The sequence below is a fragment of the Actinacidiphila sp. bgisy167 genome, from assembly GCF_057707665.1.
The window spans coordinates 1-13,624 of the sequence record NZ_JBYIQP010000120.1 but is presented as its reverse complement, the minus strand read 5'-3'; the positions used below and the strand labels follow the sequence as shown (position 1 = coordinate 13,624).

At 73.6% G+C, this 13,624-nt stretch carries 12 protein-coding genes and 4 pseudogenes; 7 read left to right on the top strand and 9 right to left on the bottom strand.

Going from position 1 to position 13,624, the window contains the following annotated elements; all coding sequences use genetic code 11:
• Positions 1-43: 43 nt before the first annotated feature.
• Both trxA and AC3ET4_RS28825 read right to left on the bottom strand, forming a co-directional pair.
• Entirely contained in the window at positions 44-427 is a 384-nt protein-coding gene (gene trxA, locus AC3ET4_RS28830) for a thioredoxin (protein ID WP_431954562.1), read from the bottom strand.
• Between the two features lie 209 nt (positions 428-636).
• Positions 637-1,089: a universal stress protein gene (locus tag AC3ET4_RS28825; protein ID WP_431954560.1), complete on the bottom strand. Its 453-nt coding sequence runs from the start codon at positions 1,087-1,089 to the stop codon at positions 637-639.
• Positions 1,090-1,209: 120 nt separating this feature from the next.
• Here AC3ET4_RS28825 and AC3ET4_RS28820 point away from each other — a divergent pair.
• Positions 1,210-1,452, top strand: a pseudogene (locus AC3ET4_RS28820) (citrate/2-methylcitrate synthase); the annotation flags it as partial.
• Positions 1,453-1,477: 25 nt separating this feature from the next.
• Here the strand turns inward: AC3ET4_RS28820 and AC3ET4_RS28815 are convergent.
• From AC3ET4_RS28815 to AC3ET4_RS28805, 3 genes and pseudogenes are all read right to left on the bottom strand, one after another.
• A pseudogene (locus AC3ET4_RS28815) lies at positions 1,478-1,993 on the bottom strand (N-acetyltransferase family protein); the annotation flags it as partial.
• A 30-nt stretch (positions 1,994-2,023) separates the two neighbouring features.
• A complete protein-coding gene (locus AC3ET4_RS28810) occupies positions 2,024-3,115 on the bottom strand; it encodes a hypothetical protein (RefSeq protein WP_431954558.1) in 1,092 nt (363 codons plus the stop codon).
• A gap of 22 nt (positions 3,116-3,137) precedes the next feature.
• Positions 3,138-3,581: pseudogene (locus AC3ET4_RS28805) on the bottom strand (lysylphosphatidylglycerol synthase domain-containing protein); the annotation flags it as partial.
• A gap of 501 nt (positions 3,582-4,082) precedes the next feature.
• Between AC3ET4_RS28805 and AC3ET4_RS28800 the strand changes: the two are divergent.
• From AC3ET4_RS28800 to pspAB, 3 genes are all read left to right on the top strand, one after another.
• On the top strand, positions 4,083-5,045 hold the full coding sequence (locus tag AC3ET4_RS28800; RefSeq protein WP_431954556.1) for a quinone oxidoreductase family protein: 963 nt from the start codon (positions 4,083-4,085) through the stop codon (positions 5,043-5,045).
• Between the two features lie 104 nt (positions 5,046-5,149).
• The gene (gene htpX / locus AC3ET4_RS28795; RefSeq protein ID WP_431954554.1) at positions 5,150-6,052 is read left to right on the top strand and encodes a zinc metalloprotease HtpX; all 903 of its coding nucleotides are present in this window, start codon (positions 5,150-5,152) and stop codon (positions 6,050-6,052) included.
• Entirely contained in the window at positions 6,052-6,636 is a 585-nt protein-coding gene (gene pspAB, locus AC3ET4_RS28790; protein ID WP_431954552.1) for a PspA-associated protein PspAB, read from the top strand. Before htpX ends, pspAB begins: the two co-directional genes overlap by 1 nt.
• A 56-nt stretch (positions 6,637-6,692) precedes the next feature.
• Here pspAB and AC3ET4_RS28785 read toward each other — a convergent pair.
• The 3 genes and pseudogenes from AC3ET4_RS28785 to AC3ET4_RS28775 all read right to left on the bottom strand — a co-directional run bounded on the left by AC3ET4_RS28785 (position 6,693) and on the right by AC3ET4_RS28775 (position 9,032).
• A pseudogene (locus AC3ET4_RS28785) lies at positions 6,693-7,023 on the bottom strand (DUF952 domain-containing protein).
• 112 nt (positions 7,024-7,135) lie between these two features.
• On the bottom strand, positions 7,136-8,380 hold the full coding sequence (locus AC3ET4_RS28780) for a phosphodiester glycosidase family protein (protein ID WP_431954550.1): 1,245 nt from the start codon (positions 8,378-8,380) through the stop codon (positions 7,136-7,138).
• 238 nt (positions 8,381-8,618) lie between these two features.
• On the bottom strand, positions 8,619-9,032 hold the full coding sequence (locus AC3ET4_RS28775) for a PaaI family thioesterase (protein WP_431954548.1): 414 nt from the start codon (positions 9,030-9,032) through the stop codon (positions 8,619-8,621).
• A 420-nt stretch (positions 9,033-9,452) separates the two neighbouring features.
• On the opposite strand from AC3ET4_RS28775, the gene AC3ET4_RS28770 reads away from it, so the two are divergent.
• A complete protein-coding gene (locus AC3ET4_RS28770; RefSeq protein WP_431954546.1) occupies positions 9,453-10,325 on the top strand; it encodes an SRPBCC family protein in 873 nt (290 codons plus the stop codon).
• A 45-nt stretch (positions 10,326-10,370) separates the two neighbouring features.
• On the opposite strand, the gene AC3ET4_RS28765 is transcribed toward AC3ET4_RS28770, so the two are convergent.
• Positions 10,371-11,195 carry a helix-turn-helix domain-containing protein gene (locus AC3ET4_RS28765; RefSeq protein ID WP_431954563.1) on the bottom strand — a complete coding sequence of 275 codons (825 nt, stop codon included), beginning with the start codon at positions 11,193-11,195 and terminating at the stop codon, positions 10,371-10,373.
• A gap of 220 nt (positions 11,196-11,415) precedes the next feature.
• On the opposite strand from AC3ET4_RS28765, the gene AC3ET4_RS28760 reads away from it, so the two are divergent.
• Positions 11,416-12,696, top strand: a complete 1,281-nt coding sequence (locus tag AC3ET4_RS28760) for a VWA domain-containing protein (RefSeq protein WP_431954544.1) — start codon at positions 11,416-11,418, stop codon at positions 12,694-12,696.
• Positions 12,696-13,592 carry a hypothetical protein gene (locus tag AC3ET4_RS28755; RefSeq protein ID WP_431954542.1) on the top strand — a complete coding sequence of 299 codons (897 nt, stop codon included), beginning with the start codon at positions 12,696-12,698 and terminating at the stop codon, positions 13,590-13,592. Before AC3ET4_RS28760 ends, AC3ET4_RS28755 begins: the two co-directional genes overlap by 1 nt.
• Positions 13,593-13,624 lie beyond the last annotated feature (32 nt).

The window sequence follows — 13,624 nt, the reverse complement described above, 5'->3', positions numbered from 1 at the left end:
CCCCCCCCCCCCCCCCCCCCCCCCGACGGGCGTCTGCCGGACGTCAGGCCTTGGGGGCCTCCTGGTCGGCGCCCTGCTCGGCGATGGACTTGCGGACCTCGTCCATGTCCAGGGCGCGGGCCTGCTGGATCAGGTCCTCGAACGCGGGCGCGGGAAGGGCGCCGGGCTGGGAGAAGATGGCCACCTTGTCACGGATGATCATCAGGGTCGGGATGGACTGGATCTGGAACGCGGCTGCCAGCTCGGGCTGTGCCTCGGTGTCGACCTTGCCGAACACCAGGTCGGTGTTCTTCTCCGCGGCGGCCTCGTAGACGGGGGCGAACATGCGGCACGGACCGCACCAGGACGCCCAGAAGTCGATCAGGACGAAATCGTTGCTGCCCACGACCTCGTCGAAGTTGTCCTTGGTGAGCTCGACAGTGCTCATGTTTCCCTTACCTGCTTCCGGGTGCCGTCGGTCGGGACCCACTGACCGTAACCGAAGGCAGCGCTGTGCTATTCCGAACGCGCCTCCGGCGCGTCCCCCCGTCCACGAGGCCGAGGTGCGCACGAGGTACCGGACCCCGAGCCATGCCGCGGATAGGCGGACCCGCCCACGTCACCGACGGGGCCCGACCGGACGCCACCTACCCGCGCCTACGGGACGACCGTCACCGGCCAGCGGCCCGCTTTGACCAGCCGTACCGCGACCGAGCCGACGAGCCGGTGCCCCGCCTTCTCGGAGGCGCCGACCACGACCGCGTCGGCCTTGAGCTCGTCCGAGGCCTGGGACAGCCCGGCGAACGCGTCGCCCGCGAAGGTGTGGAACTCCCACCGGAGGGTGGACACCGAGAAGCGTTCGGCGGCCTTCTCTATCTCCGACTTGAGCTGGTCCGCGATCTCGGCCGTCGCCTCTGCGACCGGGGCCCCGAAGGCGGCGCCCGCCGCCAGGACCGGCTGCACATAGACGATGGCCAGCAGCGCGTTCTGGCGCCTCGCCAGACCCGCCGCGTACGCGACGGCGCGCCACGACGAATCCGATCCGTCCAGTCCCGCCACGATCACCTTGGGACCGTCCGTACCCCGCTCGAAAGGCGCCTTGTCGCTCACATCCCGAGCCTATCCGCGCCACTGCCGCGTGCATCGCTGTGGGCGCGGGAAATTCGCGGCGGCGGTTCCGGAAGGCGGCCTGAGCCGGGTGACGGCCAATCTGGCCGGCCGTCACCCGGCGTCGAGGCGATCCTCGCCGAGCTGAAGCCCGGCCGCGAACTCCACACCAACGTCGAGTTCTACGCGGGCGTCGTCATGGAGTTGTGCGGCCTGCCGCGCGAGATGTTCACCCCCACCTTCGCCTGCGCCCGCGTCGTGGGCTGGTGCGCCAACGTCCTGGAGCAGGCCGAGGACAGCAAGATCATCCGCCCGGCGGCCCGCTACGTCGGCCCGGTGCCGCCCCAGCCGGTGCCCGCCGCGTGACGCCGGGGACCGTCGCGCGCACCGGTCAGCGCACCGCGGGGCGCTCCATCAGGATGTAGTCGCCGTCCTCGCCCGTGCGGCGGTAGCCCGCGCCTTCGTACAGGTGGAGTGCCGGGTTGGCGCGGTGGACGCCGAGCGTCAGCGTGTCATGGCCGGCCGCGCGGGCCTGTGCGGCGAAGGCGTCGAGGAGAAGGCGGCCGAAGCCCCGGCGTCGTAGCGCGGGTGCCACGTGGACGCCGATCAGCATCGCCCTTCCGTCCGAGGGCATCCACATCGCCGAGCCGCCTGGTTCGCTGTCGACGTCGAGGACCAGGGTGCGGTCCAGGCAGTCCACCCACAGGGCGAGGTTGCGGTCGATCGCGCCGGTCCAGGCAGCCTCGGCGGCCGGTTCGACGGTACGGATGTAGTCGCGCTCCCACCGGAGCACATACGGCAGGTCCGCGGGTCGCGCGGGGCGGGTGACGGCCGTCGGCCGGGGGCTGCTGAGCATGCCGGACACCGTAACGCCCCCGCCCCGGCGGCCGGCGCGGGCCCTCCGCCGCGCGGTGCGCCGCGGGCGGCCGGCGGGCCCCTAACGCCCGGCCATCGGCTTGCGGTCGACCGGTGTGATGGGCGTCAGTGTCTCCTCCTGGGTGCGGCGGGGGCCCGACCAGGGGGCCGGGACCGCGTCGAAGAGGTAGGCGAACCGGTACGCCAGGTCCTCGTAGTTGACCCGCCAGCCGCGGAAGTGCGGCCACGCCTCCTCCGGGGTGCGCTCCAGAGGGTAGCCGTTGGCCGCGGCGTGGGCGACGGCGGCGGCGAACTCCTGGTACGGCAGCCGGATGGTCGCGTCCGGAGAGGGGTCGGTGTCGTACGGGATCCGCCAGATCGCGGCGATGTCGCGCAGGCAGACGTAGCCCGCCCGCAGGGCCAGCCGGGCCTCGGCCTGCGGGCGGCCGGGGTTGAGGGCGAGCTGCATGGCGGCGGCGTCCATGACCGCGAGCAGCGCGATCAGCCAGCTGCGGTCGGGCTGCGGGGAGCGGAACCGGCTGAGCACCGTGTAGCTGGTGTGGCTCTCGCTCACCTCGGCCGCCCACCGCTCCCAGCTGCGGAACAGCTCGGTGAGGCTGTCCGTGAGCCCGATCTGGGCGTACCGGGCGAGGATCTCCGGCCCCCATGGCGGGTTGCCCGCCCGGGCCTGCAGCAGGGTCACCTCCGCCTCGCGGCGGGAGTAGGCGGCGTACAGGGTCGGGAGGTAGCCGATCTGCAGGCCGATGGTGATCGGGCCGGTCGCCGCGGCGACGAAGTCGATGACCGTGAGGTCGACGTGGCGGCTGCTGGCGAAGCCCAGAGTGAACAGCGACGAACCGGCCTCTCGCAGCGCGTCGACCGGGTCCAGGTCGCTGACCGCGGACTGCAGCATGGCGTAGCCCGCCCAGAACGCGACCAGCCAGCCGATCAGGTTGGCGAGGATGGCCACCGCGGCCACCGGGGCGAGGACGCGGTCCTTGGCCTCGGGCGTGCGGCAGCGGTCGGCGACGAACTGGAAGGGCAGATGGACCGCCGCGTGCGCGATGCGGGTGAAGCTCGACCAGGTCGGCCGTGGGATCACCAAGGTACGCAGCACCGAGGAGAAGGTCCCGGCGACGACCAGTGCGCCGACAAGACCGGTCAGGACCCGCACGGGAGTTCCCTTTCCGGACGGATCACAGCACCCGCCGGCGGACCAGCGCGGCCAGCACCAGCACACCCTGGGAGCAGAGCAACCATACGGTGACGATGCGGTACGCCGGCACCGCGGAGGTCGCCGCCACTCCGGTGGCGCCCGCGGTGACCGGTGCCAGGACCAGCGCCACGTCCAGCGAGCCGGGCCCGCCCGGGGTCGGCGTCAGCGCCGCCGCCGCGCTGCCCGCGGGGTACGCCGCGGCCACGTGCGCGGTCGGCACCGGCGTGTGCGGTGAGCGCACGACGGCGACCGGGACCGCGGCGTGCGTCATCGGGAAGGCGAAGGAGCCGGCCCGCAACCCCGCCGCCCGCGCCGAACGGCTGCGCACCGCGCCGGACGTCGGTGGAGGCCGTGCCGAGGAACGAGCGGACCGTGCGCCGTACGTCGCGCACCGAGAGCAGGACGGCCAGGACCAGGCGGAGCGCCGCCCCGGCCGCCGGCGCCAGGGTGAGCCCGGGCCGCCCGGGTACGACCCTGCGCGTGTCGAGGGCGTGCGGGAAGGCCGCGGGCAAGGCGGCGAGCAGCCCGACCCGCACCGCGCGGGCCGCCGGCGCCCGCGCGGTCAGCGCGGCCGCGGAACCGCCGGGGGACAGACCGCAGCGCAGCAGGAAACGCAGGTTGACGGCGTTGTCGTCGACGCCCCCGGGAGGACGTGGTGGGCCGCCGAGTCGGCCAACCGGGTGGCAGGCAGGCGCCCCGCGGGCAGTGGCACGGTGCCCTGCCGCGCGGCCGCCGACCATGGGCGCCGTCTCCTCGCGGTGATGCCGGACGAGGGACGCAGGAAGGCGAGAGGCGGCGGGCGGTTCTCGGTGCTCGGTGCGCACCCGTTCTTCCGGCGCTCCGCGGAAGGTTGCATACCGACTGGTCGGTGGTGTGGATATCGTGGCCCGGGACGACGCAGGCACCTTAAGCGGAGGGAGTCGCCGTGCGCGCGATCCAGATCACCGAGTTCGGCGGGCCGGAAGTGCTGCGGCAGGTCGAGCTGCCCGCACCCGTGCCCGGGCCGGGGCAGCTGCTGGTCGAGGTCTCCTCCGCGGGCGTCAACTACGCCGACACACACCTGGTGGAGAACTCCTACCTCGCCAAGGCCGCACTGCCCCTCGTGCCCGGTGCCGAGGTGGTCGGCCGCACCGACGACGGCCGCCGCGTCGTCGCCCTGACCGACAACGGCGGCTACGCCGAGCAGGCCGTCGTCGAGGCGCACCTCGCCCACGACGTGCCCGAGGGCGTCACCGACGGCCAGGCGCTCGCCCTGGTCGTCCAGGGCCTCACCGCCTGGCACCTGCTGCGTACCTCCGCCCGCATGGCCGCGGGCGAGTCGGTGGTCGTGCACGCGGCCGCCGGCGGCACCGGCTCGCTCGCGGTACAGCTCGCCAGGGAGTTCGGCGCGGGACGGATCATCGCCACGGCCTCCTCCAAGGAGAAGCGCGACCTGGCGCTGGAGCTCGGAGCCGACGTCGCGATCGACGCGGATCCGGTGGACGCGGCAGGGCTGAAGGACCGGCTCGTCGAGGCCAACGGCGGCAGGAAGGTCGACATCGTGCTGGAGATGACCGGTGGCCCGGTCTTCGACGCTTCGCTGGCCGCGCTCGCCCCGTTCGGCCGCCTGGTGACCTACGGACTGGCCTCCCGCGTCCCCCCGACCCCGGTGCAGGCGGCGCAGCTGATGGGCCGCTCCCGCGCCGTCGTCGGCTTCTGGCTGATGCACTGCCTGGGGCGCCCCGGCATGTACCACGAGCCGATGGCCGAGCTGCTGGCGATGACCGCCGACGGCCGGCTGAGGCCGCAGGAGGGCGGCAGCTACCCGCTGTCCGAGGCCGCCCGGGCCCACCGGGACCTGCGGGCCCGGCGTACTTACGGCAAGCTCACCCTCGACCCGGCAGGATGAGTCACCACGGGCAGGCCGCGCCCGCCGTCCGTCTTCGTGCGGAGGCACAATCGATGGCAGAAGCCTGAAAGCCGCGGCGGCGGCCCGGAGCATCGGGAGGGGCCATGGACAGGACCCGCTTCGCCCCCGACCGGGGGCTGACCACCCGCATGGTGGTCACCATGTTCATGATCGGGCTGCTCTACGTCGTCTTCGTGGGCGTCCTGCTCGCCCTGCTGCGCGGTGCCTGGCCACTGATCCTGATCATCGCGGGAGGGCTGTTCATCGCCCAGTTCTGGTTCAGCGACCGCATCGCGGCCTTCAGCATGGGCGCCCGCGAGGTCACACCGGAGCAGGCCCCCGAGCTGCACGGGGTCGTCGACCGGATCTGCGCCCTGGCCGACATGCCCAAGCCCCGCGTCGCCATCGCCGACAGCGACGTCCCCAACGCCTTCGCCACCGGACGCAACGACAAGGCGGCGCTGGTGTGCGCCACCACAGGTCTGCTGCGCCGCCTCGAGCCGGAGGAGCTCGAGGGGGTCATCGCCCACGAGCTGTCGCACGTCGCCCACCGGGACGTCGCCGTCATGACGATCGCCTCCTTCCTGGGCGTCCTCGCCGGGGTCGTCACCCGCATCGGTCTGTGGGGCGGCCTCGGGCGCAGCAGCCGCGACCCCGGCACCGCGATCGCGGTCATCCTCATCCCGCTGGTCAGCGCGCTCGTCTACTGCGTCAGCTTCCTGCTGACCCGGATGCTGTCCCGTTACCGCGAGCTGTCCGCCGACCGCTCCGCCGCGCTCCTCACCGGCAGGCCCTCCGTCCTGGCCTCGGCACTGACCAAGGTCTCCGGCCAGATGGCCCGCATCCCCACCGAGGACCTGCGCAAGGCCGAGCCTTTCAACGCCTTCTACTTCGTGCCCGCCTTCGCCGGCGGCCAGAGCCTGGCGCAGCTGCTGTCCACCCACCCCACCCTGGAGCAGCGGCTGCAGCAGCTCGGCCGGATCTCCCTCGAGCTTGGGCGGCGCTGATGGGGCTCCTGGACGCGCTGCTCGGCCGCAGCAAGCCCGTCAAACCCGACCTCGACCAGCTGTTCGGGCTCCCCTCGGCGGCCGTCACCCTCGAGGCCGCGGCCGGTTTCCGGCCGACCGGGGTGGGCTCGGTGTGCTTCGCCGCGGTGGAGGGCGGCGCCTTCGCCGAGGTGCAGGAGGACGTGCGAGCGCTCCTGGACATGGATACCGGGCAGGGCGACGTCCCCGTGGAGTCGGTACGCGACGCGTACGGATACACCTGGCTCGTCGTCCGGCGTCCTGCGGAGGACCTGCCGTCTCTCGTCGGCGACCTCCACGCCGTCAACTCGGCGCTGGAGGAGCACGGCTTCGGCCCCCAGCTGCTGTGTTCCCTGGTCGGCTTCCGCGATGGTCAAGGGCGCTCCCTGGCGCTGGTCTACCTCTACAAACGCGGGACGTTCTACCCGTTCGCCCCGCTTCCGGGGGAGAAGCGCGACAACGCCCTGGAGCTCCAGGTCAAGGCGCTGCTCGGCAACGACCTGCGGCTCGAGGAGGACCTCTCCCGTTGGTTCCCCGTCTGGGGCGCGCCGGGCCTGGGCGGCTGAGGTCCCCGGCCCTCCGCCGCCCCCTCCGTGCCCGGCAGCCGAAAGTCGAAGACGGCTCACCCCCACGGCTCCACGGCCACCACCGCCTCGACCGGCACGGGCCCGTACAGGTGCGGGAACTCCTCGCCGTCCGGCGGCATCGCCTCGTACCTCAGCGGGACGTCCAGTCGGGCCGGGTCCACGACCACCACCACCAGGTCGTCGGGGCCTCGTAGTCGCCGTACACGAAGGCCGCGACGCGCGGGAGCCGGTCGCGGGTCGAGAAATGGACGAACCCCTCCTGCTCGAGGGTGCGGCCGCGGGTCGACATCACATAACTGCCGGATGTGCCGGCCTCTCCCATAGGGAGCGCTCGGTGAGGTGCAGGACGTTCTCGGATGTGGGCATGGGGTGACGATACGGGCGCATGTGCTTGCGGCGCCGTTCCGGGCGGAGGGCCGCGGCGCGCGCCTGGCGCCGCCGGGCCGGGCGAGGCGTACCGCGGCGAGCGCGGGCATGGTCAGCCGCCGTCGGTGAACACGCCGATGCCGTTGGCGACGAGCCGTTCCGTGCCGCCCGCCGGGTGGTTGCGGACGGTGACTCCAGGTGCGTCGGGGGTGCGTGTGACGAGGGTGGAGGAGCCGCCTCCGTCGAGGTTGACGGCGGCCTGGGCGCCGATACCGGACATCAGGGAGGCGAGTTCGGCGACCGTGAGGCCGGCGCCGGACTCGGCCCTGCCGTCCAGGGCCAGCAGATACACCACATGCCCGTCCTCGCCGTAGCCCGCCGCCGTGCGGGTCGCCGCCACGCCGTCCTCCAGCCCGGCCAGCGGGTAGCCGCCGCGCAGGATCGGACAACCCCCGACGGCGAAGCGGTATTCGCCGCCGTACTCGGAGGCCAGCAGCTGCTGCCGGACGTCCACGGCGTCGCCTGGGCGCAGCGAGCGCAACGCCTCCGCGCCCGCCTCCCGGCCGACGAGGACGACCGTGCCGGGCGGGATCTCGCCCCGCCCCGGGTGCTCGGCGACGTCGGCGACCGCCCCCTCGCTCACCGTGACCTCGTAGGTGTCGTCGCTGCACGGCGCACCCCGCTTGGTGTCGTCGCCGCAGGCCGCGCGGAGCCGGGAGGCGCTGCCCCAGTCCGAGGTGTACGCGCCGACGCCGCCGACGGGGAGCGCGTACTGGTTCAGGCCGCCGAGCGGAACCGTGCCCTCGGGGAGGCCGACGGAGCCGGCGAGCCGGAGGCGGTCGAGCCGGGCCACCTTGTCGGTGCCGATCGCGAGGACGTCCTCGGTCGAGGTGCCGGGCGGCAGCCTGGGCCCGAAACGCTGGCTCAGGGGTACCGCCGACTTCAGGACCCGTCCCGCGGCGATCGCCGGCCCGACCGGGGCACTGGTCGCGGGCACCCCGGGGTGCTGGCTCTCGGTGATGTTGAAGAAGTCGGCGTTGACGCCCCCCACCGCCCCGGCGGCGTCGGCGAGCCGAGAGATCCTGTCGCGTCCGGCGACGACGCCGGGGTGCAGAAGGTCCACCGCGACGCCCGGATCGCGCAGGTCGGCCGTCAGCAGGTGCCCGCGGGCCGTGCCGTGGGCACCCCGGTAGGTGAACGTCCGGTAGTCCACGCCGGGGGCGAGCGCGGTGGTCGCGCCGTAGCGCAGTCCGTCCCCTGCGACCGCGGCGGCGGCGCCGCTCGTGCCGCCGAGCAGGGCGCTCCACGCCAGCACCGCCGAGATCGCCAGGCGTACCCGGCGGGGTCGTCGAGTCACATCGCTCCAGCATGCGTCCGATCACCTGATGAAAGGTCAATCGTTGCCTGGAGTGTCGGTGTTGTCGCACCACCACGCCGTGCTCGGCGGGAACCGACTCGATGCGGTGAACCGCGGAGGGAGGGCGCCGACCGGGCGGAGCCCCGCCGTCCCGGTATCCCGGTCCGCCTTGCTCGTCCCCGACCGCGTTCCCGGCTGTTCCCGGTCGCGTCCCGGGTCGACCGGCCGGCTCGGCCGTTCAGCCAGGGAAGGCGTAGACCGTGGTGGCGTGCGCCGCCGGTTCATCGGCGCCTTCGGGAGTGAGCTCGACATCGATGAACGCCAGCCGTCGGCCCAGCTTGGTGACCCGCGCCGTGACCAGCACATCGGTGCCCATGACCGCCCTCTGGAAGGTCGTGGACTGCTGGACGGTCGTCATGGGCCCGTAGCCGCCGCGGGCCGCCGACACCGCAATGACCGTCGCCGTGTCGGCGGCGGCCATCAGTGCTTGGCCCGACAGCGCGCCGCCCTCCCGGGCCAGCCGGTGCGACCAGGGCAGTCGCAGCACGGCGTGCCGCTCCCCGGTCTCCTCGACGAAGAGCCCCAGTTCCTGCACCCAGGGCGCGAAGTTGTCGGCCAGGACCTTGTCCGCCTCGGCGGTGGTGATCGTCACGGCGGACATTCTGACCCACCGTCGGGGGCGCGCACCAGGGCGCGCTCCGGGCTCGGTCGCACCATGGGCGCGTGCATGCCGTTGCGGCCGTACGGCGGCATACGTACGTTGAAGCTGTGACCGCCCTACCGTGGAAGTGCCGGGGCGCGGCGGCGCGTCCTCGATCCGCTCATGGAGCCCCCGCGTCGTGTCGGCGAGCTCACCGAGCCCCTCTGCCTCGACCGGCCCGTACGCCCGCGCAACCGCGCGCTCTCCGCGCGGCGTGTCGGGTCCGGGTGCGGGCCGACGAGAGGCGCCGGGGTACGCGCCGAGCCCCGGGGAGGCCGGCGCCCGGCTCGCGCCGTCGCGCGGGATCCGGGGCGGCGGTCTGGACGGGCTGGAGCGGAGCCTGGACGCCGTACCCGACGAGATGGAGGAGCCATGACCACCGCCACCGGTGAGACGCTGACCACCGTGGACGGCCGGACCGCGCTGCGGATGGAGCGGCGGCTCGCACATCCGCCGCCGATGGTGTGGCGGGCACTGACCGAGCCCGGGCGCCTGACGCAGTGGTTCCCCTCCGACGTGGAGATGGAGCCGCGCGCGGGCGGCAAGGTGCGCTTCCCCTTCCGGCACGGCGAGGGGGAGGCCACGGAAGGAGAGGTCGCCGAATGGAACCCTCCGCACGTCCTCGCCTACACCTGGGACGACGACGTTCTGCGGTGGGAGCTGGAGCCGGAGTCCCTGGGCACCGTGCTGGTGCTGACCCACACCTTCGCCGACCGCCCCGGCGCCGCCAGTTTCGCGGCCGGGTGGGACGCCTGCATCTCCCGCGTCGACCCCGTTCTCGCCGGTGGGCCCGTACCCGCGCGGGGCGACATGAAGGCGGCCCATGAGCGCTACGTCAAGGAGTTCGGCCTCGACCGTGGCGCCGCGGAGGAACTGCCCGTCGGCTGGAAGGTCCGTTTCGAGCGGCAGCTGACCCAGCCCGCGGCGACCGTGTGGCGCACCCTGCTGGGCGGGGTGTCCGCGCCCGAGGTGGGCGGGCCTGTGCCGCGTGGCTTCGTCGCCGGCGAGTTCGCCGCGGGGCCGGTGAGCGAACTGCGCCCGCAGGAGGTGCTCGCCTACCCGTGGGACCTCCACGGCCGCCACCAGGGCACTGTGCGCTGGGAGCTGACGCGCGGGACCGGGCAGGGGGCGCGGCTGGTGCTCACCCAGACCGGCCTTCCAGAGGTGCCGGCGTCCCTGGCTCTGGATGTCTGGCGGGACCGTGTGGAGAGTCTGGCGGCGAAGTCGGCGGCGATGCCCCGCTGACCGCGGTGCGAGGGAGCATGCGCTCCAGCCGGCGCGGCGCCGGCCTCACAGCCGGTCGCGGGCCTCCTCCAGGAACTTCCGGGTGGGCCCGGCCGGCAGCGCCTGGGCGCTCATCCTGTCCAGTGCCTCCCGGAACTGCGAGACGTCCTCGCGCTCGTCGAGGTAGACGGCGCCGATCAGGCTCTCGGCGTACGCGATGTCCGGCAGCTCCGGCAGCGGGAAGCGGAAGATGTGGAACGGCCCGTACATCGCGGGGTGCGGGCCCGAGGCGAAGGGCATGACCTGGAGCCGCACCTGGGGCATGGCGCACGCCTCGATCAGCCGGTCGATCTGGCCGCGCATCACCTTGGGCCCGCCGACCGGACGGCGCAGCACCGTCTCGTCCACCACGACCCACAGCAGCGGCGGGTCCGCGCGGGTGATCAGCGCCTGCCGCTCCATGCGCAGCGCGACGCCGCGCTCGATCTCCTCCGGCGAGGCGTGCGACCGGCCCGCGCGCAGCACGGCCTCGGCGTACTGCGGGGTCTGCAGCAGCCCGGGAACGTAGTGCGGTTCGTAGGCGCGGATCAGCTCGGCGGAGCCTTCGAGGCTGACGAAGGCGCTGAACCACTCGGGGAGGACATCGCGGAAGCGGTGCCACCAGCCGGGGCGGTTGGCCTCGCGCGCCAGCTCCAGGAAGTTCTCGACCTCGGCGGGATCGGCGACGCCGTAGGTGAGGAGCAGTTTCTCCACGTACGGGATGCGCAGCCCCACCTCGGCCTTCTCGATGCGGCGCACGGTGGCGTGGGTGACGTCCAGGGCCTGCGCAGCCTGCTCATAGGAGAGTCCGGCCCTCTCGCGGAGGTCCTGCAGGCGTCTGCCGAGCACCACCCGCAGAACGGTGGGAGCGCTTGCCGCCCGCGTTTCAGTCACGGTCCCTCTCCTCCAACACCGCTGATCCCGGGTAGTTTGTCATGCGGTCAGGGCGCGGCACAGCAGGATGGCGACGTATCGCACCGTGCGAAATGCGCCATCTCGCCGCTGTCGCACAAAAGTGACGGTTAGTCAGGCAAGTTTGGGTGCAGCGGCGGAACTTCCATAGGATCCGCCAATGATCATAAGCAAACGGCTGGCGGCGGGGCTGTGCGGCCTCGCGGCCGCCTTCGCCACCGCGCTCTTCCCGGCCGCGGCGCCGGCCGCCGCGGACGACGGGCCGGAGACGGCGCGCGAGGCCCCCAAGGTCGAGCTGGTGCTCGACGTCAGCGGCTCGATGCGCGCCAACGACATCGACGGCAGGTCCCGCATGTCGGCGGCCAAGCAGGCGTTCAACGAGGTCATCGACGCCGTACCGGACGAGGTGAGGCTCGGCATACGCACCCTCGGCGCCAACTACCCCGGCAAGGACAAGAAGGTCGGCTGCAGGGACACCGAGGCCCTGTACCCGGTCGGCACCGTCGACCGCACCGAGGCCAAGACCGCGGTCGCCACCCTCGTCCCCACCGGATGGACGCCGATCGGTCCCGCCCTGCAGGCCGCGGGCAAGGACCTCGCGGGCGGTGACGGCACCCGCCGCATCGTGCTCATCACCGATGGTGAGGACACCTGTCAGCCGCTCGACCCCTGCGAGGTCGCGCGCGAGCTCGCCGCCGAGGGCACCCACCTGGTCGTCGACACGCTCGGCCTGGTGCCCAACACGAAGATCCGCGAGCAGCTCAGCTGCATCGCCGAGGCCACCGGCGGCACCTACACCGCCGTCGACCACGCCGACCAGCTCTCCGACCGCATCAAGCAACTCGTCGACCGCTCCGCCGACAACGTGGTCGTCACCCCCACCGTGACCCAGGGCGCCGACCGGTGCGCCGACGCCCCGCTGCTCGGCGCCGGCGTCTACAGCGACCGCGAGGCGTTCTCCGAGCACCGCTGGTACCGGGTGAGCGTCACCGACGGCCAGGAGCTGCGCGCCTCCGTCAGTGTGGGCGCCGACCGCGCCGTCAACCGCGACTACGGCGTCCTCGTACGGGCCGTCACCAGCGGCGGCCGGGAACTCGTGCGCGGCTCGGACGCCGGCAGCGGACGCACCGACGTCATCTCCTCCGGACTGCGCTATGCCTGGCCGGAGCGCGACGACGCGGACGCCGCGACCGCCCGCACGGTCTGCGTCGAGGTCAGCAACTCCTTCTCCGCGCCCGACGCCGTCAAGCGCACCCCGGGCCTGCCGCTCGAGCTCGGCATCGACCTGGTCGCCGCGCCCGACGAGCCGTCCGACGTCGCCTCCTTCGGGCTGGGTCGTGGCTGGTGGCTGCTGGCCGTGCTGGTCGTCACCGGCCTGCTCGCCGGTGTGCTGTGGGGCTGGATCTCGCGCTGGCGCGTCGCCGTCTGGAGGGCCAACTGATGCGTACCGTCCGAACGACCCGCCGCGTGGCCGCCGTACTGCTCGCGGGGGCGGCCTTGTTCGCATCCGGAGCGGGCGTGGCCGCCGCCGACGACGCCACGCCCGGCCCGGACGCAAGCGGCACGGCGACCGCCGAGGAGAATGCCCAGCCCGGCACCGGCTTCCGCACCGCGGGGCAACTGCGGCCGGGGGTGCAGACCGTCCCGGCGAGCGCCTCCACCGGCGACTACCTGTACTGGGTGTTCCCCGCAGCGGCGGGCGAGGTGCCCACGGTGTCGGCGACCGTGACCCTGCCGGAGTCCGCGACCCGGCACGGCAGCCAGACCTGGCAGCTCGACGTCTACGACGGCCTGCGCCGCCGCCAGGCGTGCGCCGGTGGGCAGCCGACCAGGACGGCGTCGACGCAGGACGGCCGGCTGGAGCTGAGCTGCCGGCTGCGCACCGTGCGCGCGTGGTCCGAAGCCTGGGCCAACGACCCGCTGCCCGGGGCGTACTACATCCGTCTGACCGTGCTGCGGCTCCCCGACCAGGACCTCGGTCTTCCGGTCCAGGCGCAGGTCGGCACCAGCTCGAAGGACGCGGGCGGCTCGAAGGCCGTCGACGGCGAACTCGCCGCCCCGCTCACCCCCGTCGCCAAGGCCGGAGCGACCCTCGACCCCGACGCTGTGCCGTCCCCCGCGACCACGGAGGACTCCGCCGAGGCTGAGGACGGCGCCGCCGACCCCAGTGCCTCCCCGGCGCCGGCCGGGCTGGCCCAGCCCGAGGACGGCTGGGGCGGCGGCTGGTGGTCCGACCGCTGGATCTGGACCGCGGCCGGGGGCGTGCTCGGCGCCCTCGCGGGCATCGCCGGCTACAGCCTCACCCGTGGGCGGGGACGCGGCCGCCCGGTCGCCTGACCACGGACTCGGCATCGGGGGGGGGGGGGGGG

Bases quoted from the DNA above. Each gene is read 5' to 3' on its own strand.
- trxA (WP_431954562.1), bottom strand. From the start codon at position 427: ATGAGCACTGTCGAGCTCACCAAGGACAACTTCGACGAGGTCGTGGGC.
- htpX (WP_431954554.1), top strand. From the start codon at position 5,150: ATGGACAGGACCCGCTTCGCCCCCGACCGGGGGCTGACCACCCGCATG.
- pspAB (WP_431954552.1), top strand. From the start codon at position 6,052: ATGGGGCTCCTGGACGCGCTGCTCGGCCGCAGCAAGCCCGTCAAACCC.
- AC3ET4_RS28770 (WP_431954546.1), top strand. From the start codon at position 9,453: ATGACCACCGCCACCGGTGAGACGCTGACCACCGTGGACGGCCGGACC.
- AC3ET4_RS28760 (WP_431954544.1), top strand. From the start codon at position 11,416: ATGATCATAAGCAAACGGCTGGCGGCGGGGCTGTGCGGCCTCGCGGCC.
- AC3ET4_RS28755 (WP_431954542.1), top strand. From the start codon at position 12,696: ATGCGTACCGTCCGAACGACCCGCCGCGTGGCCGCCGTACTGCTCGCG.